General features: G+C 60.9%; 20 protein-coding genes and 1 pseudogene. 2 read left to right on the top strand and 19 right to left on the bottom strand.

Annotation, left to right across the window (positions count from 1 at the left end; all coding sequences use genetic code 11):
* Positions 1–6 precede the first annotated feature (6 nt).
* From D460_RS0106600 to D460_RS0106550, 12 genes and pseudogenes are all read right to left on the bottom strand, one after another.
* Positions 7–1,092, bottom strand: a complete 1,086-nt coding sequence (locus tag D460_RS0106600; protein WP_018897732.1) for an oligopeptide/dipeptide ABC transporter ATP-binding protein — start codon at positions 1,090–1,092, stop codon at positions 7–9.
* Positions 1,092–2,129 carry an ABC transporter ATP-binding protein gene (locus D460_RS0106595; RefSeq protein WP_018897731.1) on the bottom strand — a complete coding sequence of 346 codons (1,038 nt, stop codon included), beginning with the start codon at positions 2,127–2,129 and terminating at the stop codon, positions 1,092–1,094. Before D460_RS0106595 ends, D460_RS0106600 begins: the two co-directional genes overlap by 1 nt.
* A 195-nt stretch (positions 2,130–2,324) precedes the next feature.
* On the bottom strand, positions 2,325–3,218 hold the full coding sequence (locus tag D460_RS0106590; RefSeq protein ID WP_018897730.1) for an IclR family transcriptional regulator: 894 nt from the start codon (positions 3,216–3,218) through the stop codon (positions 2,325–2,327).
* A 45-nt stretch (positions 3,219–3,263) separates the two neighbouring features.
* Complete coding sequence (locus D460_RS32660) at positions 3,264–4,436, bottom strand: MFS transporter (RefSeq protein WP_018897729.1); 1,173 nt, start codon at positions 4,434–4,436, stop codon at positions 3,264–3,266.
* Between the two features lie 433 nt (positions 4,437–4,869).
* Positions 4,870–5,061: pseudogene (locus D460_RS36705) on the bottom strand (ribose ABC transporter permease); the annotation flags it as partial.
* A 23-nt stretch (positions 5,062–5,084) separates the two neighbouring features.
* The gene (locus tag D460_RS32655; protein WP_018897728.1) at positions 5,085–6,032 is read right to left on the bottom strand and encodes a substrate-binding domain-containing protein; all 948 of its coding nucleotides are present in this window, start codon (positions 6,030–6,032) and stop codon (positions 5,085–5,087) included.
* 1 nt (position 6,033) lies between these two features.
* On the bottom strand, positions 6,034–7,089 hold the full coding sequence (locus D460_RS32650) for a hypothetical protein (RefSeq protein ID WP_018897727.1): 1,056 nt from the start codon (positions 7,087–7,089) through the stop codon (positions 6,034–6,036).
* A gap of 21 nt (positions 7,090–7,110) precedes the next feature.
* Positions 7,111–9,603: a sulfite reductase flavoprotein subunit alpha gene (locus D460_RS0106570; RefSeq protein ID WP_018897726.1), complete on the bottom strand. Its 2,493-nt coding sequence runs from the start codon at positions 9,601–9,603 to the stop codon at positions 7,111–7,113.
* Entirely contained in the window at positions 9,600–10,574 is a 975-nt protein-coding gene (locus D460_RS0106565) for an ABC transporter substrate-binding protein (protein WP_018897725.1), read from the bottom strand. Before D460_RS0106565 ends, D460_RS0106570 begins: the two co-directional genes overlap by 4 nt.
* 34 nt (positions 10,575–10,608) lie before the next feature.
* A complete protein-coding gene (locus tag D460_RS0106560) occupies positions 10,609–11,661 on the bottom strand; it encodes an iron ABC transporter permease (RefSeq protein WP_018897724.1) in 1,053 nt (350 codons plus the stop codon).
* On the bottom strand, positions 11,658–12,692 hold the full coding sequence (locus D460_RS0106555) for an iron ABC transporter permease (protein WP_037110975.1): 1,035 nt from the start codon (positions 12,690–12,692) through the stop codon (positions 11,658–11,660). The genes D460_RS0106560 and D460_RS0106555 overlap by 4 nt, the downstream gene beginning before the upstream one ends.
* Positions 12,693–12,697: 5 nt before the next feature.
* Complete coding sequence (locus tag D460_RS0106550; protein WP_196809318.1) at positions 12,698–13,498, bottom strand: ABC transporter ATP-binding protein; 801 nt, start codon at positions 13,496–13,498, stop codon at positions 12,698–12,700.
* Between the two features lie 363 nt (positions 13,499–13,861).
* Here D460_RS0106550 and D460_RS0106545 point away from each other — a divergent pair, with 363 nt between their 5' ends.
* Positions 13,862–16,102: a TonB-dependent siderophore receptor gene (locus D460_RS0106545; protein ID WP_245267719.1), complete on the top strand. Its 2,241-nt coding sequence runs from the start codon at positions 13,862–13,864 to the stop codon at positions 16,100–16,102.
* 162 nt (positions 16,103–16,264) lie between these two features.
* Entirely contained in the window at positions 16,265–17,149 is an 885-nt protein-coding gene (locus D460_RS0106540; RefSeq protein ID WP_018897720.1) for a MurR/RpiR family transcriptional regulator, read from the top strand.
* Positions 17,150–17,350: 201 nt separating this feature from the next.
* Here D460_RS0106540 and D460_RS0106535 read toward each other — a convergent pair whose 3' ends face one another.
* The 7 genes from D460_RS0106535 to D460_RS0106505 form a co-directional block, all read right to left on the bottom strand.
* Positions 17,351–17,929: a peroxidase-related enzyme gene (locus D460_RS0106535; protein WP_018897719.1), complete on the bottom strand. Its 579-nt coding sequence runs from the start codon at positions 17,927–17,929 to the stop codon at positions 17,351–17,353.
* The gene (locus D460_RS0106530; protein WP_018897718.1) at positions 17,926–18,414 is read right to left on the bottom strand and encodes a hypothetical protein; all 489 of its coding nucleotides are present in this window, start codon (positions 18,412–18,414) and stop codon (positions 17,926–17,928) included. The genes D460_RS0106535 and D460_RS0106530 overlap by 4 nt, the downstream gene beginning before the upstream one ends.
* Before the next feature lie 63 nt (positions 18,415–18,477).
* Complete coding sequence (locus tag D460_RS0106525; protein ID WP_018897717.1) at positions 18,478–19,767, bottom strand: FAD-binding oxidoreductase; 1,290 nt, start codon at positions 19,765–19,767, stop codon at positions 18,478–18,480.
* Entirely contained in the window at positions 19,764–20,423 is a 660-nt protein-coding gene (locus tag D460_RS0106520; protein ID WP_018897716.1) for a VOC family protein, read from the bottom strand. Before D460_RS0106520 ends, D460_RS0106525 begins: the two co-directional genes overlap by 4 nt.
* Positions 20,420–21,217, bottom strand: a complete 798-nt coding sequence (locus D460_RS0106515) for an ABC transporter permease (protein ID WP_018897715.1) — start codon at positions 21,215–21,217, stop codon at positions 20,420–20,422. The genes D460_RS0106520 and D460_RS0106515 overlap by 4 nt, the downstream gene beginning before the upstream one ends.
* A 3-nt stretch (positions 21,218–21,220) precedes the next feature.
* Positions 21,221–22,084 carry an ABC transporter permease gene (locus D460_RS0106510; protein WP_018897714.1) on the bottom strand — a complete coding sequence of 288 codons (864 nt, stop codon included), beginning with the start codon at positions 22,082–22,084 and terminating at the stop codon, positions 21,221–21,223.
* Positions 22,085–22,155: 71 nt separating this feature from the next.
* Complete coding sequence (locus D460_RS0106505) at positions 22,156–23,061, bottom strand: extracellular solute-binding protein (protein WP_018897713.1); 906 nt, start codon at positions 23,059–23,061, stop codon at positions 22,156–22,158.
* Positions 23,062–23,128: the final 67 nt, after the last annotated feature.

Genomic DNA, 23,128 nt, shown 5'->3' with positions numbered 1-23,128 from the left:
TCATTTTTATTGGGCTGCGGACGCAGCATTGCGAGCTTGTCGCTCGCGGTAGATTTCAAGCTTTCTGGCCAAGCCTGGCGCGGTGCGATCGGGCTTGACGGTCATGGGCGCCTCGGCGGCGATCTCCTTCCAGAAATGGCATGCGATCTGGCGAGATGATCCTGCCATCAGAAGTTTCGGCGCCGTTGTCTGGCAGATCGGCTTTGCAAAGGGGCAACGGGAGGCAAACTTGCACCCCCCTTGCCCACCGGACAGTGCAAGTTCGCCCTTGACGAGAGCCCGGTCTTGACGAGCGCTCGGCTGCGCCGCCGGCACGGCTTCCAGAAGCGCGCGGGTATAGGGATGAAGTGGCTCGGCATAGAGATCCTGGACATCGGCCAGCTCGATGATCTCGCCGAGATACATCACCGCAACCCTGTCGCTCATGTGCCGGATGACGGCCAGATCGTGCGCAACAATGATAAGAGTGAGGCCGAGCTTTTCCTTCAGATCTTCAAGCAGATTGATGATCTGCGCCTGAACGGACACATCCAGCGCAGACACCGGCTCATCGCCGAGAATGACTTTCGGCGATCCGGCTATTGCACGGGCGATGCCGATGCGCTGCCGCTGACCACCAGAAAACTCATGCGGATACCGATCTGCCTGATCAGGCCTCAGCCCGACCAGTTGAAGAAGCTCTTGGACGCGTTGGCGACGCTCACCCACGGAAAGCCGGCCTTCAAGCCACAATGGCTCGCCGACGATGTCGGCGACACTCATTCTCGGATTGAGCGAGGAAAATGGATCCTGGAAGATAATCTGGAAATCGCGGCGGAACTCGGAAAGCGCCTTTCCCTGCATCCGATTGACGGCTTGGCCCTCGAAAGTCACTTCTCCGGCCGTCGGCGTCATCAGGTTCAGAAGCATTCGTCCGAGCGTCGACTTGCCCGAGCCGGATTCGCCGACAATCGCGAAGGTCTCGCCCTTGCGGATGCTGACGGAAACGCTGTCGACAGCGGTCACTGTCTTGGGTTTGCTGAAGAGGCCCTCACGGCTGGTGAATGTCTTGACGAGCTTCTCGCCCCGCACGATGAAATCGGAATTGCTCATCACGCTGCACTCGCCAGTAAGTCGATCGGTGCGTGCCAGCATGCGGCCCGATGCCCGGAACCGAAATCATGGTCGGGAGGAACCTGCTCGAAACACTTTTCATCGGAGAAGGGACAGCGCGGCGCAAACCGGCATCCCTGTGGCATATCCTCAAGCTTCGGTACCGTGCCTTCGATCGTTGCCAGACGACCCTGTTTCGGGCCGAGCGTGGGCGTCGAGCCAAAAAGCCCTATCGTGTAAGGATGCTGCGGGTTTTCGAAGACGGACGTAACCGGGCCTGCCTCCACGGCGCGGCCGGCATACATGACCATTACATTGTCCGCCACTTCTGCAACGACACGCAGATCATGTGTGATAAGAACGATTGCGGATCCATATGATTGTTGAAGCGACTTCATCAGCGTCAGGATCTGCGCCTGGATGGTCACATCGAGTGCCGTGGTCGGCTCGTCGGCGATCAAGAGACGCGGATTGTTGGCCAGAGCCATCGCGATCATCACGCGCTGACGTTGGCCGCCTGACAGCTGATGGGGAAACCGGTTCAGGCGCTCGATTTCCGCGGGCAGGCCAACCTTTTTCAGCAGCTCCAGCGCTTCGACCGTCGCATCCTGCTTTGTTATCGAACGGTGGCGGCGAATGCCCTCGATGATCTGATGACCGATGGTGAAGGCCGGATTGAGCGACGTCATCGGCTCCTGGAAGATCATGGCCATGTCACTGCCGCGTAGATCGGCGCGCCGGCGCTCGCTCATCGCCAAAAGGTCATCGTCGCCGAGCCGCATGGACCCGGACACGACGCGCGCCTTCGTGTTGGTCAAAAGCCCCATGAGCGCGAGTGACATCACGCTCTTTCCGCATCCCGACTCGCCGACGATGCAGAGCATTTTACCCGCCTCGACATCGAACGAGACGCCGTCGATCAAATTCTGCGACGCATTCTCGGAAAACGTCAGCGAAAAATCCCGAACCGACACGATGACTTCCGGCTCGACCTCAAGAATTTCCTGAACGCCAACTTGGCGCTGCTGCTTCTGCATACCTATAAGATCCCCGCGCTATTTTATATTATGAAATTAACGGCGCCATTAATTTCACTATTTATCATCGCGAATTGGGGATGGTCAATGAGTATCGCGCAAAATTAGGCGAAATGCCGCACATCTATCGAGAAAACAGAGACTCCATGCAGGAATCCCTGTCGCAAAAGCGGCCATTAATTTTATAATATGAAATCAGCGATACAGGCTGGAGATTTTCCGCGCGGTCGCGATCACCTTGATCTGCGCCATCCGCATCCTTGCGGCATCGGCGTCGGCCACATGCATCAGGCAGCCAATCGCGCCGATGACGGCGCCCGCGTGGTCACGGATCGCACTGGCCAGCCCGACAACGCCGAGACGAAACTCCTCGTCTTCGACAGCAAAGCCATGTCGGCGCACCTGGCGCAGATTTTCAACGAGATCTCCCAATGTGTCGATCGTCTTGGGAGAGAAGACGCCAAGCTCGTGCTCGGCGACGACCCGCGCAATCTTCGGCTCCGGCAGCCAGGCAAGGATTGCCTTTCCAAGCGCCGTCGCATGCGCGGCTCCAGCCAGGGCCTCCTTGTAAAGCGCTAGCGAGACGCCTGAACTGGCCTCGACATACGCCGTCACCTCGAGGCTGGTACCCGCCATCGACGCAATGCAGCTCGTAGCGCCGGTTGCGTTAGCGAGCTCTTTCAGGTGAGGGCCGGCATCGACGGCGATATCGAAGTTCGCACCGACGGCACGGGCGAGCTCGCCAATCCTGCGCCCAGGATAGTAGGCGCGGGATTGCGGGGCACGCGCGACATAGCCACGCCGCACCAGCGTGTTGACAAGATGATAGCACGTCGGGGTCTTCAACCCGACGGAGGCGGCGATATCCTGCAAACGCTGCGGGCCGCGCTGATGCGCGATAAACTCGAGAACCGCGAGGGCGCGATCGACCGACTGGATGGTGACGCCCTCGTTCGGGCTATCGCCATCCTGCTGGATGTCTACCGCTTGGCCGGAGGCTTCGTCTTCCAGAACCACGCTCGTCTTGTCGCTCGTAATATCCGCCGGCTCGAGCCGTCGCGCGACCCTTTGCGTGTCTTCCTGACCCATCAACCACTCACTGCAACCGCAGCACAGTCGCTGCCGCGACCATTCTTACTTCGAAGTCTCGTAGTGGTCCACACTCGACACGGCCGTTCGCTCCGACATCAAGCCCAGGACGGTACCTAGGACGCACATCCCGCCACCGATCGCGCAGGTGAGCACCCATCCGCCCGCGCCCCAAGCCACGCCACCGATATAGGTTCCAACCGCGGCACCTAAGAAGCGCACGACCATATAGACGGTGTTCAGTCGGCTCATCGCGGAGCGATCCAGCTTCAGAACGGACGCCATGCTGGTCACGTGGCTGACCTGCATACCGAGGTCCAGCAGCACGACCGCGGGAACCGTCCAGAACAGGGACTCGGTCGCAAGCGCGAGCAGACCAAACGAAGCGACCATCAACAGCCCGCCTGACACGAGGATGACCTTAGTGGAGAAGCGCGCGGTGATACGCCCGAGAAAAAGCGCCGCAATCACCCCACCGGCCCCGATCAGCGCAAGCGTGCCGGTGACACTTGGCGGGTATTTCTGCGGCATGGCGCTCAGGTGAAACCCGACCGTCCCCCAAAAAAGACTGAAGGCGCCAAACTGAAGCGCTGCGGCCATCGACAGGCGCCGCAATGGCTTGTGATCACCCCACAGCTTCCACAGGCTGCCCATCAGGCCGTGATACGACCCGGAGTAGGTCGCCGGCATCGGCGCAAGCGAGCGCCGCAAGAGCACGAGCAAGCAGACCATGAGCGCGGCTGCCGCGAAGTAGAGGTTGCGCCATCCAAGATACTCGCCCGCCCAGCCACCGACGAAGCGAGACAGAACAATCCCGAGGAGCAGGCCCGCCATGACCTGGCCAACCGCGCGACTGGCCTCCTTCGGACCCGCAAGCTGGCTGGCGATCGGCGGCAGCGTCTGCGGCACGATACTGGTGAACCCGACCAGCAAGCCCGCAGGCAGAATGAAGGCATAGGTCTGAGCCAGACCGAACAGAATAAGAGAGCAACCGGACACCGCCAGAAGAACCGAAATCAGCCTGCGGCGATCGAACATATCTCCAAGCGGCAAGAGGAGGAGCAGACCCAACGCATATCCAAACTGCGTAACGCTCGACACCCATGTCGCAGCCGCTTCACTGACCTGGAACTCGCGCGCGAATTCACCGAGCAGAGGCTGGCTGTAATAGTTGTTCGCCACGACGAAACCCGCGGTTACAGCCAAAAGCAGCTGCACGGCCCTGCCCCTTTGAGCATGAGAACCATCATAATTTGATTTCATATTATTAAACCAAAGCAAAAATTGCACGAGCACAATCGCACGCAATCCAGCTATATCGAGCAATACGCGCCTTTAGCAAGTCGAAACGGGGAAAGGAAATTCATATTATAAAATTCTTGACGCTTTATGCACACGCAGCTGTCACTCTCATGTCGACCACCCAAGGCGATGCTATCGCTTCGGATCTGCAAGCTCTTTTCGACTGACGAAGGGCGGTTACGTGCAACATAGGCGCCGGAACTGTCGAACCTGCAAAGGTTAGGGCACCGCTTTGCACCAGGGATTCCATCGTGGAACCAACTTAGGAAAGCCTCGTCGCCCGCACGACGTGATCGACGAGAACCTGGCGCGCCACAGGGACGCAACCGCCATTACTTTAGCCATTGGCGATATATTGCCGGAGATCGGGAACACCCGTGGGGACCAATCCATTTGTGATCACTGTAAAGGTGACCGCACCAATCAGCGTACCCCAGTTCGATCAGCTTTCACCTCCGAACGAAATGCCCCCCAGGGTGACAGCCGCGATCGCGTCCAGTTCGTAGGCCTGACCACGCCGCAGCCCGTTCGCGGCGTGAACCAGCCTAGGGCATTACGAACTCCTCACCGTGCAAGAAACGCTCGCAGCCTGCTTCTCTCCAGTGCCAGATCTTCGGCACTGAGCGGAACATATCCTTGATGCGACGAGATATGTTGGGCAACCAGGGACTGGCCTTCTTCAGACAAGGCTATTTCCAGAAACGTCGCGAGAACCGGCGATGGTTTCGCGTTAGGCGCAGGGTCGAAATAGAGGCTGAGAAAGGCCGACAAGGGATAAGCGCCAGCACCGACATCGGCTAGGTCAGGCGTGCAGAACCGATCGCTGCCATCGCGTGACAAGCCCAGAACTCTCACCGAACCTTCGAAGTCCTGACCGTCAAACCAACCGATGGAGCCTATGCCATAGGGATCCTCTGCGACCGCCGCAATGACTGCTGCACGGTTCGGCAGGGTCTCGTAATGCGCCGCATAGGCCCGTCCGCCGAGATGTGCCTCGCGAAAACCGGAGGCGTATTTTCCGTCGTCGCGCAGGCCGTAGAGATGGATGCGGCGGTGGGCGAAATTGCCGCCGAGGCTCAGTTGGTGCCAGAAATTCACGTCTCCCCGCGGATGCCCCGAAGAGAAGACGCGCGCGACGTCTGACATCGTCAGACCGGCAAGCGGGTTTTCAGCGTGGACATAAAGCGCCGGCGGCGTCTTGGCGCCTGGTCGTGGCCCATGGCCCGTGTAGCCGATATGGATGCAGGCGGCGGCATGTCCCTTGGCCGATCTGAATGACGCCTGTTCGCTTTTCCAGGGGCCCCTCGACATGGGCGCGATCAGACAGTCATCGCTTGCCAAAGCCGGAAAGGCGGTCGACGAGCCGTGCATTTCGAGGTCGAATTCAATGCCTGGATGACGGTGCTGGACCGCTCTGCAAAGTGCCTCGATCAGAGGCTGCATGCCATCATTGCCGACGATCCTCACCTGCTCAGAACGGGACGTCTCATGGATTTCTGCGGTTTTGGACATATCAGTTGACCTCCTTGGCGGTCGCGGCGTCGAAGGGGATTACGATATCGAGCTTGGTGCGCTCCTCGGCGACTTCATTGGGACGCAGCGGGATATATCCGCGCGGCTGCTGCGCGATGATCGTCTGGCCTTCGAGAGAAAGCACGAAGCGCAAGTATTCGGCCGTCAACGGATCGAGCGGCTGGCCGCGCTTCTTCGGCACATAGGCATAGAGGAAGCGTCCGAAGGCATATCGTCCGTGGCGGACATCCTCCGTCGATCCCGTCGAGAAATGATCATCCCCGGTCATCGCGATCGGAACTGAACGAATAAGATCAGTGTCCCGCCCGATCGCCGCAACGGCAATACCAGATGGATCGGCCTCCAACCGCGCCAGCACGTCATCGGTGCCGATGTAGCGCTCGTAAATCGGGCTGAGCGGACGGCCTGCCAGATGGTGCGCCTGCATATAGGTTCCAAAGCCGGTAAATTCCGGCGTGCCGATCGGATGGATCAACCGTCCGCGCCATTCGCCGTCCAGGCCAAGCTGCCCCCATCGCGAATAGTCGCCCTGCGCATTGCCGATCGAAAAGATCTGCGATAGCTGCAGCTGCGTCAGCTTGGCAAGCGGGTTCGAGCGATGCACATAGACCGCTAGCGATGTCGCCAGATGCTGAGCGGTTTCCTCAGCCGCGTGAGCGATGCGGATGCCGACCGGCGGGGCGCCGATGCGTTTGCCATAGGGAACGGTTTCCACCGGCGTGATCTCGCGCCCCATCACGCTCAGCATCGACCGGCCGCTGGTGAGAAAAGCCATGGCGGAAGGTGTTCCACACAGATCGACGTCAAACCGGATGCCCGCATGCCGTGCCTGAAACGCCTCACACAGGCGTTCCATGATCCAACGGCCATGGTCGGAACCGCTGATGCGTGCGCGGCCATCTGCCGTCAGCCAGCGTTTCGAAACCGGCATGCTGATCGCCCCGGGTTCGTAAGGCGGGATATTCGGATCCACATATCGTGGCGTCCAGGTGTCGTCATTCGCAGCCGTTGGCGGCGTGTCAGTCGCTTGTTCCAAGATTTGCTCCTGTTGGTCATATCAGTAGATGTCGCGTCGATAGCGGCCGGATGCGATCAACTCATCGACGTATCCGGCGCTCAGAATGTCGCGCAGCGTAGCGTCCACGGCCGGCGCCATCGTGTCACTGCTGCCACAGACGTAGATTGCAGCGCCTCGCGCAACCCAGTGGCAAAACTCTTCCGCCTCCTCGCGGATTCGGTCCTGGACATAGATCCGGTCCCGCTGATCGCGCGAAAATGCCATCGAGAGACGTTGCAAGGCCCCGCTCGACCGGAGAGCCTGCAGTTCGTCCTCCAGCAGGAAATCACAGGCCCGATTGCGCTCCCCGAAAAACAGCCAGTTTTCACCAGCCGCGTCACCGGCCCGATAGCGCAGATGCGCATGAAGGCCGGCAATACCCGTGCCGTTGCCGATCAGGATCATCGGTCGTCCGATCTCAGGCGGATGGAAAGCGGCGTTACGCCGGATGCGAAGAGAAATGTCCGAGCCAATCGACGCATGTGCCGTCAGCCAGCCTGAGCCGAGCCCGAGCTTTCCGTCGGTGCCGGATACCTGCCGAACGATCAGGGTGATCGCCCCGTCAGCGGCGATCGAGGCGATCGAATATTCCCGCATCGGCGACGAGGACTTTTCTCCGTCTTCGGATGGCCCGGCCAGGATTTCCGCAATATCGCCGGGCTCCCAGGAGGCCGCATGACCGTGCGGTACGAGACGGACGCGAAAGACAGCGGCGCCGATGCTGCCGTCATTCAACCGTTCACGGCTGTCCAGACGCCAGGACGTGAAACGTTTGCGGGGTTCGCCCGTGCCGAAGTCAGCGGCACCCTGTTTTCGCAGATTGTCCCACCACGGCAGCGCATCGGGATTGGCGTGGGAATCGATATCGACGCGGGCGAAATCGGATCTGGCGCCACAGGCAGTCAGCCAATTGTCGAGCCTGCGTCCGAAAGCGCAGAAGTCATTGTGCCTGAGATCACCGAGCGCAAGCAGTCCGTAACGCAGATGCATCAGCGAAAGGTTCGACCCCATCACACGGCTCTGGAACAGACGTGCGGAATCCGGCGCGTGCCCGTCTCCATAGGTGCTCGCCACCAGTAGGATCCAGCCTTCCCGTTGCAGTCGGTCGGCATCGAGCTCCGCAATCGGCAAGAGACGCGCGGCAATACCGTTTTGCTGAAAGCGCCCGACAGATTGCCGGGCCAGCGCCTCGGCACCGCCGGTCTGCGAGGCATAAACGATGAGTGGCCCCGGCTTCGCGTTATCCTGCAGCCGGCTAACCGACGGAGGCACATCGGCGACCGTACTGCGTTTGCGCCTCCGGTCGACATAAAGCAGCAGACCAGTGGCCGCGAACATCGGCAGACCGAGCGCTGCCAGGAAAACCGCAGCCCTGCCGGCCGGGCCGAAGGCGATGCCGGTATGAATCGGATCCATGTTGCCCTTGATCCAGTCGCCAAGAGCAAGGTTCTCGTAGAGCTGTTCACGGACGATCCTGCCCGATTGCGCGTCGATCTGCAGGTCGTCGAGTGCACGTCCATGGCCTGCATTGGTCGGCAGCACCCTCACCCGGACTGGCTTTCCGGCCGCCGGAATGAGGATGACGACGCTTTCGAGCCGCCCGGCATAGCGATTTTTGACAGCCGCCAGCACACGGCTGAGGCTGTCCGGTTGCAGCGGCTGGGCGGCCGGTTTGGCGGTGGCGCTTTTCGGTGTCGCAGCCTTTGAACCTTCGGCGGTTTCGATCTTGGCCGTGAGAAGCCAGGTCACCGCGCCGCGATACCAGTCCCAGGACCACCATAGGCCGGACAGGGCGCTGACCACATAGATGAGCGCCAGCCAGCTGCCGATGACGCTGTGCAGGCTGCGATAAAGCGCGCGTCCGCGCAGCGACAGATCGATCCGAACCCAGGAACGCCAGGCAAGCGGCCGGTTCGGCCAGCGTAGATAGAGGCCGGACAGGGCGAAGAATACCACCGCGATCGCGCAGATGCCGGTCACATGCCGACCGATATCATTGGTGGCCCCCGATGCAGTCAGATAGCGGTGCAGCGAGCGGACACGGCCGAAAAACTCGGCCCCGGTCGCTTCTCCCCGCAACGTACCGTCATAGGGGTTGAGATAGATGCGCGGATTGCGCCCACCATCCGCAGGCTGCCGGCGGATCGTGACCGTATAGGCGCGATCCGGCTCGTTTTCGACCTGAAGCGACAGGATCTTGGCCTGTGGCAGCTGCTCGCCGACACGGGCCAGAAGCACATCGGGAGATAGCGGCATCGGAGTGCCGATCTCGACCCTCGCCTGGGGGCTCAGCGCCTCCATGATCTCGTCTTCGAACGCCATCATCGCGCCGGTCACGCCCATGAAGGCAAGAACGAGGCCGGCGCTGATACCCAGCAGCCAGTGGACGCGCAGGATCACCCGCCGGACGGACAGGCCGGTCGCGGCACGCGCCGGCGCTCGCGTCCGACCCGCAAGCGGGATAGCAGCATTCTCCTGCACGTGATCGCTCACTGGGCAAATTTCGGCAGAGGCCGTCCGCTGATCTGCGCCTGTATGGTCGATACCAGCAGGCTCAAGGCGGCAAACGAATTCGTGATCGTTTCTTCCCGCGCCAGGATGACGTAACGCCCCTCCCGGCAGGCGGTGAGGAACTGGCAATACCCGGGCAGCACCTTTTCCATCTCTGCGATCTCGTCGACCGGCTTGCCGCCGGTGTCAGACCTGAACGTGTCGAAGATGAAGTCGGCATCGAGTTCGGGCAGGCGCTCGGCGCTGACATCGATCCGCTGACCCTCGGGGATATCGTCCATAATGGCGGGGAATTTGAAACCGGCATCGCGCAGGACGCGGCCGAGCGAGCTCTGCGTGTGGTGGACGGTGATCTTGCCCTTGTTGGCCTGCAGGACCGATACCGTGATCTTGTTCGTATCGATGACGCGTTTCAGCTGGCTGATCTGCTCCTGATAGCGGCGCTCCAGCAATGCCAGCCGCGCCTGCGTTCCGGTGAGATTTGCCAGCGTGGCATAAATCCGTGGCGCGCTGCCGATGCGATTGTCGATGCTGACGGTCGGAGCGATCTTTTCGAGCTGCTCAATGGGCGTATCGCGTGATGGTTCGGTGATGATCAGGTCGGGCTTTGCGGCAACTACAGCCTCGAGATCGATATTGGCCGTGCCGATGAACTGGATGTTCGAATTGTCGAAATCGACACCGGTAAGAAGCGCGCTGGAGCGAAGAAAATGCCGCCCGTCTAGCGCGGTGCGACCATGGCTCGCGATCGGCGGCACGCCGAGCTCGATGAGCGGTATTGTGATGTCGAGATCATGCAGCGAAACGATGCGCAGCGGTCGGACCGGCACCTGCACCTCGCGGCCGAGATCGTCGGTAAAGGCGCGCGTTTCCTGCGCATGCGCCACGATGGCGCCGGAAAGGAGCGAAAGCACGATGGCGACGAGCCGGATGCGAATACGGTTCAAGACCATTCTCCTGTGTTGCTAGTCGGCTGGCGGGCAGTCATCAAAGCTGATCCCTGCGCCGCCAGAGAAGTATGAGAAAAAACGGCACCCCAAGCATCGACATGACGATTCCCGCGGGGATCTGCAGCGGCGCGAAGGCGAGGCGGCCGATCGTGTCGGCAAGGAACACCAGAGCCGCACCGCTCAGCGCGCTCGAAACGAGAAGCGCCATCTGGTTGCCGCCGATCAGGAAGCGAGCGATATGCGGCGCGACGAGGCCGACGAAGCCCAGGCTGCCGACACAGGAGACGCTCGCCGCCGTCAGCACGACCGGAGCAAGGAAGCGCAGGAATGCCAGGACGGGCAGGTTGACGCCGAGGCCGGTCGCGGTGTGGTTGCCCAGAAGCGCGACATCGGATGCGCGCGCGGTCGCGAACAGCACGATGGCGCCGATGCAGCCCCAGATGCTGGCGATGATGACCAAAGGCCAAGTGGCGGCATGCAGGCTGCCCGACAGCCAGATCAGCGCCGTCTGCACGTCGCGAATGTTGGCGGTGGTCATGAAAATCGCGATGGCTGCGGAAAACAGCCAGGACACGCCGATACCGATCAGGATGAAACGCACCCGCGACATGTCGCGTGCGATGACGACGACGATGGTGGCGGTGACCAACCCGCCGATCATGCCGACCAGCGGGCGCCAGACGATACCGACCTGCGGCGCCAGGATCACCAGCGACAGGACCATGACCGCCGCCCCTTCCTTGACGCCGATCAGGCCGGGATCGGCGAGCCCGTTACGGGTGATGGACTGCATGGCAGCACCCGAAAGACCGAGCATCGCACCACACAAAAGAGCCATGGCAATCCTTGGCAGGCGAATGTCCCAGACGACATGCCGCTGCTCCGTGCCCACCGCCTGTGGATCGAACACGGCGCGCGCCAAGTCTGGAAGCGCGAGATGGAAACTGCCGGCGGACAGGCTGGCGGCAGCAATGACGGCAAGCACGATCGCCATCATCGCGCACGCCAGCACGATGCGCGGGTCCACCAGGATCGATGCCTTGCCCATGCGCAGGTTGCGATAACCATGCCGCTTGAGGAACTCGCTCATCGATAACTCCTAGCGGCAATAAGGATGAACACCGGCGCGCCGACGATGGCCGTGACCACCCCAGTCGCAAGCTCCTGTGGAGCGACGACCATGCGCGCGACGATATCCGAGGCGAGGAGCAATGCAGCGCCGCCGATCGCGGAAAGCGGCAGGAGAAGGCGGAGATCATTGCCGGCAAATCTGCGCGCGACATGCGGGACGACCAGACCGACGAAACCGACGGGGCCGGCAATCGAGACCGCGGCGCCCGAGAGGAGCGCAGCACAGACGAGGCCGCCCGCCCTGACAGCCGTTACTTTCACACCCAGTCCCCTTGCGACATTGTCGCCGAGCGCAAGGACATTGAGATAGGGGGCAAGGAAAACGGCAGCAACGATCCCGACAGCCGCGACCATGGCCGCATAGTCGAGTGCCGGATAGGTCAGGCCGGCGAGATCACCGGCAAGCCAGATGCGCAGATCCATCAGCGTCTGTTCATCGAGAATGAGGATCGCGCCGGTGAACGACGACGCGAAGGCGGAGAATGCGATACCGCAGAGCGTTGCCTTGATCGGCGTCAGCCCGGTCTTGCCGCTCGACGCCATCGAGATCACCAAGCCGAAAACGACCGCGGCCCCGATCGCCGCCACGAGCGGGCGCCCGAGCGGTCCGACAACCGCAGCGCCGCCGAGCGCCGTCGTCAGGACGACAGCCAGCGCCGCGCCGGCATTTAGGCCGAGAATATGCGGCTCACCGAGGGAATTACGCACGATCGATTGCAGCAATGCGCCGGCGAGCCCGAGAGCGGTGCCAGTACAGATACCTGACAAGAGACGCAGAAGGCGCAGATCGACGATGATCTTGTGATCAAGGTTTCTCGCATCATAGGCAGTCATGGCCGACAGCACGGTGCGCGGGCCGATGAAGCGCGCCCCCACGCCGATATGGATCACAGCCAAGGCTGTGAGAAGGGCGACGGCGGCAGCCAAGATCGCGATCACTTTCGGTGCGCTACCGGCTCTGACGTTTGCTGCGACGGCAATATCGTTCACGTCGCTCAAGCCCAATGTCCACTGACAGGCATGACGAACGGTCGGCCGCTGCGTGGGTGGTCGGTCACGACCACGTCGATATCGAAGACCGACGAAATGACCTGCGCAGTGCAGGCCTCGGGCGGGACGGGATCGCCGACGAGCTGCCCGTCCTTGAGGAACATGATCATGTCGGCATAGGTGATCGCGCAATTGAGATCGTGCAGGACAACGACGACGGTCCGGCCGTGGTCACGGGTCAATGCATAGAGGAGATCGAGGATTTCCACCTGGTAACGCATGTCGAGGAACGCCGTCGGTTCGTCGAGCATCATGATATCGGTGTCCTGGGCGATCGCCATAGCGATCCAGCAGCGCTGCCTCTGCCCGCCAGAGAGATCGTCGACCTTGCGATCGGCAAACTGAAGCGTGTCGGTGAGCGTCATCGCCCTCTGCACTGCAGCCTCGTCTGCCTCGCTCCACTGCTTGAACAGGCCCTGATGCGGGAAGCGCCCGCGCGAGACGAGGTCGAAGACGCGCATGCCTTCCGGTAGGATCGGGTTTTGCGGGAGAATGCCGAGCTTGCGTGCAAGCTCGCGTGTTGGCATTTTGTGGATCGCCTTGCCGTCGAGGCAGACCTGTCCGGCAACGGGCTTCATCAGCCGCGCCATGGTCGACAGCAGCGTCGACTTGCCCGACCCGTTCGGGCCGACAAGGGCGATCATCTTCCCGCGTGGGATAACCGCCTCGATTGCGTCGAGCACGACCTTGGAGCCGTAGCCAGCCGTGATCTGCTTAACACGCAGGCCATCTGACGCGCTTCGCATCTGCGCGTCGTTTCGCGGCAATGGGGGCTGGCTCATCTCGATCGGTCTCTCATGCTCGCAGTCGATAATTCTCTTGCGCTCTCACTACATCATTTTATTGAATGTAGTAGTCAACTTTATCCCGTTCGGAATTTTCTGTGAGAATTGATGGTTGCGCGTTCAGGCGTGGTCGATTTGCAACAGTTCCACCGTTTATGGCCAATTTCATTGCCTTTTCTTCGCTATTTCAGATATGTGGGCCTTTCACTTTCCCCTCCTGCGTTCACAAAAATATTGCCCCGCACCTATGAAGTTGACAACTACACTCATGTTTGAGAATTGGCGACCATTACATTTTATCTGTCTACACCCGGGGAATCTTTAATGCATTTTGACACTTGCGGACGCAGCCGACGTCAGGCGTTGATGGGATCTGTCGTGATCGTCGGCCTTGCAAGCTCACTGGGCGTCGCCTTCGCGCAGACTGCTGCACCCAAAAGCGGGCGCGATGCGCAGACGAGCGGTCAACGGGCCAGCCGTCAACAGGCCAGTGAGGCGGGAACTCAGCCTGCTGCCGACAACGGAGCCGGAACCGCACTCCAGCCGATCGTTCTCAACGGCACCGCCGGCAAGCAGACAGACGGCTACCAGCCGATCGACAACAGCTCGGCAATGGGCAGCGAGATGCCCATCCTCGATGTTCCACAGGCCGTCAATGTGGTCAGCGATCAGGTCATCAAGGACCAGGACGCGCGATCGCTTGACGACGTGTTGAACAATGTCAGCAATATCAACCAGACCAATACGCTGGCTGGAACGCAGGACTCGTTCATCCGCCGCGGCTTTGGCGACAACCGCGACGGCTCTGTTCTCACCAACGGACTGCGCACCGTGCTTCCACGCAGTTTCAACGCCACGACAGACCGGGTCGAAGTGCTCAAGGGACCGTCCTCAGCACTCTTCGGCATTCAGGAGCCTGGCGGCGTCATCAACGTCATTACCAAGCGACCGGAACAGACCTTTGGCGGATATGTGGAAGCATCGGGCTCAAGCTTCGGCGGCGGATCGTCGCAATTCGATGTGACCGGCCCGATCGGCGATACCGATTTTGCCTACCGGCTCATCGGCTCCTACCAGAATGTCGACTATTGGCGGAATTTCGGGGAAACCAAGGAATGGTTGATGTCTCCCTCGATCGCCTGGTTCGGCGAGGATACGACCGTCAATCTCAGCTACACGCATCGTGACTATGTCGTTCCTTTCGATCGCGGCCAGATCTTCGATCCGACCACCGGAAGGGCAGTGACGACCGACCCCGAGATTCAGTTCACCGAACCCTACAACATCACGGATGGCGCCTCCGATCTCGTCAACCTGAATGTCGAACATGATCTCAGCGACGATTGGAAGCTGCGCTTCGATTACGCCTACAGCCGGGACGCCTATTTTGACAACCAGGCGCGCGTGATGAGCTACGATCCCTCGACAGGCAACCTGACACGACGCGCGGATTCCACCAACGGCTCAGAACAGGTGCAGCACGCCCTTCGCGCCGACATTTCGGGCGACGTGGATATCGGCGGCTTGCGAAACCAGGTGCTGATCGGCGGCAGCTACAGCAATTACGACCTTCTGCGTTCCGACATGATCCGTTGCCCGGTCGTCCAGGACTTCAACATCTACAATCCTGTCTACGGCAATCTTCCCAAGTGCACGACCGTGGTGGCGAAGGACAGCGACCAGCGTATTCAGCAGAAGCTGTTCACAGGCTATGTGCAGGATTCGCTCTATCTTACCGACGACCTGATCCTGTCCGGCGGCCTTACGCTGCAGCACTATACGCAATACGCAGGCAAGGGGCGGCCTTTTGTCGTCGGCACGGATGCAAGTGGCACCGAAGTGACGCCACGCGCCGGCATTGTCTACAAGCTGTCGCCGACCTGGTCGGTCTATGGAACCGTGGCCACGTCATTCATGCCGCAAACCTCGATCGCCGACTATATCGGCGAGCTGCCGCCAGAAACGGGCATCTCCTACGAAATTGGCACCAAGTTCGAACTCTTCGACGGCGTAACGGCCACTGCGGCCCTGTTCGACATCGACAAGAAGAATGTACTCTACAACGAGTTCATCGATGGCGTCACATATGCGCGCACCGCCGGTCAGGTCAGGTCGCGCGGCTTCGAGTTCGACATTGCCGGCCAGCTGACCGACAATTGGAGCATCATCGCAAGCTACGGCTTCACCGACGCGGAAATCGTCAAGGACGCCAACTACGCCGGCATGCGCCCTGTCAACGTCGCCCGGCACACCGGGTCACTCTATCTGACCTATGATTTCGGCGAGATCGGGGGCGGAGAAAACACGCTGAAGGTCGGAGGCGGTGTACGCGCCCGCAGCAAGCGTGCAGGCGTCTATGACAACAGCTATTTCCTGCCGGGCTATATGACCGCCGACGCGTTCGCAGCCTATACGATCCAAGCCGAGCGGCCGGTGACCTTCCAGCTGAACCTCAAGAATATCTTCGACAAGACCTATTATACGTCGTCGCTCTATGCTTCCAATCTCGGCAATCAGATCGGCGACCCCTTCGAGGCGACGCTTTCCGTAAGGATGGATTTCTAACCGATTGCAAAGATCTTTCTGGAATCGCGGCGCCCTTCTGGACGCCGCGATGCTACATGTTAGCGTGATCTACGGGACTAAACCGGGCCGGGCCCGACGCATGCCCTGAGAACAAACCAACTAGGCTGTATTGGATCAGAGCACAGACGATGGATCACAGGGATGGCAGCTGAGACACGAAAGACGCCGGATCGGCTGGGCGAGCGAATAGCGGCGCGGTTCGAAAAACTGTCACCGCGTTTAAAGTCGGTCGTCACCTATATAGACGAGAACCGCGCCGCCGTGATGTCGCTCTCGGCGCTCGAAATCGCGGCCGAGACCGATACGTCGGACGCGACGGTTATCCGGGCAATACAGGCGCTTGGCTTCGAAGGGTTGCGCGATCTAAAAAGCGAACTCCAACATGCTATCGGCGGCGCAATGTCATCGGTCGAGAAGATGACTGCGACGACGCGTGCGCTCAATGACGACGTCAATGCTGCTATATCCTATGTAGCCAATGCGCATCTCGAAGCGGCGAAGCAGTTGGCGTCCGACGACACCCGCCTTTCGATCATCAACGCCATTGATCTCCTGAAACTTGCAGACCGCATCGCGGTCTTCGGTATCGGTGCGTCGGGCATTCTGGCGGATTATTCCTCTCGCCTGTTCAATCGAAACGGGTTCGCGACCTACTGCCTCAATCGCACCGGCATTGGGCTGGGAGAGCAGCTTTTGAATATGCTGGCGGGCGATGTATTGCTCATGATGGCCCAGGAAAACGTGCACCGCGAGGGTGCCACCGTTCTGAAGGAAGCCCTCAGGCTTCGCGTGCCGGTCATTCTCTTGACCGCATCGGCGACGACGACATTCAACGACGCAGCGGACGTAACGATCATTGCACCTCGGGGACAACGCGACCGCTTTCCCATCCATGGTTCCGTACTCATGTTTCTTGAAACAATTGTATTGGGCCTTGCAGCCGCCTGTGCCGATCGCTCAAGCGAATCGCTGCAACGGCTCAATCACTTCCATCTCTCGATCAGAAAAACGCCGCGGAAATTCTGAGGAGATTGGTCGGCTTTCGCCCAGCCCCCGGCCACTCGTGATGTTCTCAGGGCGTATGCTCAAGTTCGCAGCCTGACCGTTGGCCGCGTATCCATTGGGAAGCGGAGTGAACTATGCCTTCGCCACGGATTGTCTTGACGGATATGGATGCCAGCACAGCAACCTTCGGATGATGCTCTGCCTCACGCCGGTCGCTGGACGTCAGCCGGGAGATACAGGCTCGCCCAATGTATGCATCAGGCGGTTTGCCCAGCCGAATATCGCTGTCGACAGGATCAGATCCAGTACTTCCAGTTCACTAAGGCCAGCCGCGGTCAATCGCTCCATATCATCCGCAGTGGCAGCTGGTGGGAAGGCGGAAAGTTTGACCGCGAAATCGAAGATTGCCTGCTCGCGCGCCGGCAGTTTCGCATCGGTCTCCTGGGCGAAGATTTCTTCGACGATTTCGGTCGTCTTGGTCGCCTGGTTGAAATGGCGCGCATGAACGGCAATGCAGTAGATGCAGCGGTTGACGATCGAGGAACCGATTGCGCCAAGTTCGCGGCCGCCGCGATCCAGGCCGTCTTTGCCATACATGATGCCGTTGAACAGCGGCGAGCGATGCAGCAAGGATTCCGGATCATGGGCAAGCGTCAGGACATAATCCGAGACCTTCTTGTTGGCCGGCGTGATCTTCAGCGCCTCCAGCTGTTCCGGTGTCGCCGTCTCCAGCTCGATCGGCTTGACGAAGGGCCGCCAGTCGAGAACTTCGGTCGTATAGTGGTGAACAACGTCGCTCATCGGGCAATCTCCATTAGGCGCAGGCCGGCGACGAGGCGGGCCTGATATCCGAGAAAAGCAGCAAGTTCGGCAAGGCGAACGATATCGGCGTCGCTGACGCCTGCCGCATAGAGCTTTTCGATATCGCCCTTGGTCGCCGTACGCGGACGGCAGGTCAGCATGTCGGCATGATCGAGGACCGCCTGCAGCCAGGGATCATCGGACCGTGTATCGGGCTCGACGAGGCCGACCAGATCGTAGAAGTCCTCGCATTGGGTAAAGTGCTCGTAATAGTGATCCTTCATCCGCATATCGCCCAGGCGCTCGGAGGCGCGAACGGCGATCAGCGCCCTCAGCGCATGGGAAAAACCGCCGGCTTCGGCCGGTGTCAGCACAGCCTTGCGGCTCGCTTCCGTCAAGACCATCAGCTCGGCACGGCGGGCGAGAAGCTGTTTCAGCCGGTCGTCGGAATTTTCACCGACCAGGGTTTCGATCAAATCTGTCATCTTGAACTTTCACAGGGAATGATGGGGAGCAGGCCCGAACGGCCAGGCAGGGAGACCGATTGCCTAGACCTCGCGACTGTCCTTGAACCGGTACCAGGGCAGGATCAGCCGGGCGAAACGGGAAACGAAGGCATGGAAGGGAACCGCGGGCGGGGCGGTCGGCCGAAGCGCCAGTTCCTCGTCAGCCACACCGTCGATCGCGTCGGCAAGAACCGGCGCCATAGCGCAGGCCAGTGCCAGCCCGCGCCCGTTGCAGCCGATCCAGGCGCAGAGCCCGTCGCCTCGCCGGTGAAGGCGCGGCAGGCGATCGACAGTCATGGCGATACGACCGCTCCAGAAGGAGGTCATCGGATTCTCCGGCAGCGCCGGGAACATTTCTTTCAGGCGCTTGCCGACCATGGCCGGGAGCCGCCGCGATGCACCGATCTGAAAGGTGAGCGCCCCGCCGGAGACGAGCCGCCCGTCGCGGGTCTTGCGGAAATAGCGTAGGTCCATGCGCGTATCCGACGACGCCTCGTCATTCGGCAGAATTTTGTCAGCCAGCGGGCCGAGCGGATCGGTGGCGGCCTGATAGGACGTGACCGGCACGATCGAACGGCGCAGTTCCGGCCAGAGATCGCCGGTATGGGCCGCTGTCGCAAGCCCCACCTTATCGGCGACAACCCGGCCTTGCGGCGTCTCGACGATCCAGCTTCCGTCCTTGCGCGACAGGCGCGTTGCAGGACTGTTTTCGTAAATGATCACGCCTTCCGATGCGGCCGCGCGGGCCAGACCGACGGTGAAGGCGTAAGGATTGATATGACCGCCGCGGCGATGTTCCCAGCCACCGCAATAGGTATCCGTGCCGAGACGTTCGGCAACCTGCGATGCGGAAAGCGCGCCGGTTTCGGCACCGCTGACGGCCCATTGGGCGGCGAGGCCGGAAACCCGTTTGGCGCGGCCGGGCGAATGGGCCGGCTGCAGCCAGCCGTTGCGCCGTGCATCGCAATCGATGCCGTAGCGCTCCAGCAGATCGTAAAGCTGGTCGGCAGCCCCCTTCACCAGCTGGATGAAACGTTCGCCGCGTTCTCCCGGCCAGGCCTTTCGCACCGCGTCGGGGCCGTGGCGGGTGAGCGCGGAAATGACCTGCCCATTGGCCCGACCGGATGCGCCATAACCGACGCGTGTCGCTTCCAGCAGGATGACACGGCGACCGCGGCGGGCAAGCTCGAGCGCCGTCGCAAGGCCGGAAATCCCGCCACCAATGATGACGACATCAGCCTTCGCCTCGCCCTTCAGCGACGCTGCCTCAAATCTCTTGCGCGACAGCGACATCCATAGCGGAGACGGTGTGTCAGAAGGCCAGGAGGTCATGCCGAGACGATCTCCAGTTCGATACCGCAACTCTCGCGGAGATCATGATATTGTGCGCTTACTCCCGACAGGATCAGGCGGGCGCTGCCCGTCTCGATGGCGGTGGAGGAAGCGGTTTCTTCATCCGCAAGAGCCGAGAGCGAGCCTGCCTGCGGCAATGTGATAGAGGCGAGACGCGCGGCGCCGTTCGCATGCACCAGCGTCTGCGGCAGCCACAGCAGTTCCGCCGTATGATGCTGGCAGACCAGGCATTGCAGGCCGGGCGTGGCGGCCGGGTCGATACGGGTGATCGAGAAACGCAGCTCGCCGTCTTCGGTCATGCGCGAAAAGTGGCGCACGGGTTCGGCAGGGATGGCGTGCCGCGCCAGTGCCTGTGCGGAAGCCTCGATATCGGTGCTGCGCAGGGCCAAACCGCGGATGCCGGCGCCATCGGACAAAACCTTACGCCATGTCGCATTGGCGATCGTCTCGGCAACCATGCCCATGATCTCGATATAGCTTCCGTCGAGCATGACGCAGCGATTGGCGGTGCCCATGGCTGCGCTGTGCAGCGTCTTCCGCGTTACATGAAAACCGGCGGCTTCGAATGCGGCGCCTGCCGCATCAAGATCCGCCACAAGGATGACGACGTGATCGACGGGAAGCCGAATGCTCATCCGGCCACCGTCATTTTTTCGATGCCATAGACGCGATCGACGATCAGCAGGGCGACGACGGCGAGAAGAAGCTGCAGCGTGCTGAGCGCTGCGATGGTCGGGTCGAACTGGTTTTCCAGATAGCTGAGCATGACGACAGGCAGCGTGTTGGTGCTGGCGCTGCCGAAGAAATAGCTGATCGGCAGGTTGTCGAAGGAGGTGAGGAAGGAAAACAGAGACCCCGCCATGATGCCCGGCCGGATCAGCGGCAGCGTCACATGCCAGAAGGTCAAAAGCGGATTGGCACCGAGGATCGCGGCGGCCTCCTCATAGGAGCGCGGCATGCCGGCGTAAACGCCGGCCACGGTGCGCACGATATAGGGCAGGCAGACGACGGTATGGGTGATCAGCAACGCCGAAAACGAGATGCCGACGCCGAGCCAGGAGAGGAAGAACAGCGAGGCGAAACCGATGACGATCATCGGCATGGAAAGCGGCGACAGGAGGAAGGTCATCACCGCACTTGCCCAGGCGCTGCGCGAGCGGGCGAGATAGATCGCCGCCGGCACCCCGATGACGCAGGAGAGCAATGTCGCGCCGATGGCGATCTCGAAGCTGACGATCAGCGCGTCGATGAAGGGCTGATACTCGAAGATATGGGCAAACCACTTCATCGACCAGCCGGGAATCGGGAAGGAGACATAGCCCGCCGAGGTGAAGGAGACGACGACGACAATCAGGATCGGCGCCAGCATGAAGACGAAGAAGAGGACGACGAAAGCAAGAAGGCCGATATTGATCCAGTCGCGTTTCATCACTCAGGCTCCCTTGCGGCGCACGAGGCGCAGTTGCAGGAACAGGCACAGGACCGCGATGACGAGAAGGATCGTGCTCATGGCGCTCGCCATGCCGAAATCGCGCGTCGTGTTGAACTGCTGGTAGATCATCAGCGGCAAAGTCTGCAGCCCACCGCCGAGCAGGACGAGCGTGACGAAACTGCCATTGGCGATCATGAAGACGAGGATGGCGCCGGTGCCGATGCCATCGAGCGACAGAGGCAGCGTCACTTCAAAAAAGGTGCGCAGCCGGTTGGCGCCGAGGATCTTTGCCGATTCCTCCAGCCGCGTATCGATGCCCTGCAGCACGGTCGCGATCGATAGGACCATGAAGGGCACCAGAACATGGACGAGCGCGGCAATGGCGATTTCCGGCGAATTGGTCAGGCGCAGCGGCGCCGACAGAATACCGAGCTGATCGACCAGAAGATTGTTGACGAGGCCGCGGCGGGCAAACAGCACCTGCCAGCCGAACGTGCGCATGATGATCGAGGTCAGAAGCGGCGCGATCAGCAGGAAGATGATCAGCCCGGCATAACGCCCAGCCTTGCGGACGAGGAAATAGGCGACCGGGTAGCCGATGAGAATCGAGATCACCGTGACGCCGGCCGACAGAAGCACCGTCTGGCCGATGATGCCGAGATAAAACCCATCGGTTAGCAGCGAGACGTAACGAGACAGGGTGAAGCTGCCGTCGTCTGCAACGATGCTGCGCATGCCGTTGTCGATCAGCGGCAGGACGAAGAAGACGACAAGGAACAGCACTGCCGGCAGCGCCATGAGATGCGGCATCAACAGCCGGGAGCTGCGTCTCGTCGGGGCCGGTTCTACGCTGGTCTGGCTCATCGCTCTTTTCCGTTGGCGGTTGCTGCCCTCGACAGTGAGTGCAGCCCATCCTTTTCTCGGTGACCGAAGTCTTAGCGGCCGATCTCGCGGTTCCAGCGGTCGACCCATTCATTGCGCACCTGGGCGATCTGCTCATAGGGCGGGAAAGCGGTGTTCTGCCAGGGCGTGATGCGCGGCTTCAGTTTTTCGCTGTAGACGACGTCTGTATTGGTCACGCCATAGTTCATGATGTCGGCGAACTTGGTCTGGTTCTGGGCATCCAACACTTCGTTGATGTATTCCCACGCCAGCGGATTGGCGTTCTTCGGCTTCTGCACGGCGACGCCATTGAGCGAGCCGCCCTCTTCCGGATTGATGAAGTCGATCCAGGTTGCGCCGCTGTCATAGTGGTTCCAGGTGCGACCATCGAAATAGATGCCGCAATCGGCCTCTCCAGACGACAGGTGGTTGAAGAAGTCGTTCGGACCGCCCCAGAAGACGAGGTTGGACTTCATCTTCTCCATCGCCTTGAAGAAGGGATCGACATTTTCGACACCGCCGCCGAGCGCTTTGGCCATCGCCCAGATCAGCATGATCGGGGTGACCGCATAGGAAATCGACGGGACCGATGCGACGAGATCGCCCGAGGACACACGATCGACGAATTCGGCGAACGATTTCGGCGGGTTCTTGACGCGCTCCTTATGGAAGGTGATGCCGCCGACGCCGTAGTCGAACAGCGTGCCCTTGCCCATGACGCTGTCGGTCAGCTGCTGCGGGATCTTGGCAAGGTTCGGCAGCTTGTCGACGGTGAAATCATCGACAAGATCGGCCTTGGCGGCCGTCAAAGCCAGATCGGGCGTCATGATCAGCACGTCGACCGGAGGCTTGGCGGCATTGGCCTCGACCTGCGCCAGCCATTGCGGCGGGCCACCGAGCGAAACATTCGCCTTTGCGTTTGTCTTCGCCTCGAAAGGCGCAACGAAGCAGGTACGCACTGCCTCTTCCCAGACGCCGCCAAAGGCGGTGACGGTGATTCTTTGGACTGGGCGCTCGCCAGACGCG

It is taken from the genome of Rhizobium sp. 2MFCol3.1, assembly GCF_000377565.1.
Taxonomy (GTDB): domain Bacteria; phylum Pseudomonadota; class Alphaproteobacteria; order Rhizobiales; family Rhizobiaceae; genus Rhizobium.
This window is presented reverse-complemented; position numbering and strand designations above follow the sequence as displayed.